The sequence below is a fragment of the Phosphitispora fastidiosa genome (assembly GCF_019008365.1).
Classification (GTDB): Bacteria; Bacillota; Thermincolia; order Thermincolales; family UBA2595; genus Phosphitispora; species Phosphitispora fastidiosa.
In genome coordinates this window covers 1-328 of sequence record NZ_JAHHUL010000084.1, presented here as the reverse complement: position 1 = coordinate 328, position 328 = coordinate 1, and the positions used below count along the sequence as shown (strand labels likewise).

At 48.8% G+C, this 328-nt stretch carries 1 rRNA gene; it reads right to left on the bottom strand.

The features are described from left to right. Positions 1 to 328: ribosomal RNA gene (locus Ga0451573_RS19040) — 23S ribosomal RNA — on the bottom strand; the annotation flags it as partial.

The window sequence follows — 328 nt, the reverse complement described above, 5'->3', positions numbered from 1 at the left end:
CCGGCATTCTCACTTCTGTACAGTCCACTGCTCCTCACGGTACAGCTTCTACCCATACAGAACGCTCCCCTACCATCGAGATGTGTCAATACTACCCTCAAGCACGACTTAGCTTGAGGCATTTGGCGAAAACCTCCAACTCTTTAATCTTAAAGGTCGGTTTTCGCTTAAATCTACCGTGTCTTTGTCCTCTCTTAAGAGCACTATTGACACATCTCAATCCGAAGCTTCGGTGCCAGACTTAGCCCCGGTACATTTTCGGCGCAGGGCCACTCGACCAGTGAGCTATTACGCACTCTTTAAATGGTGGCTGCTTCTAAGCCAACAT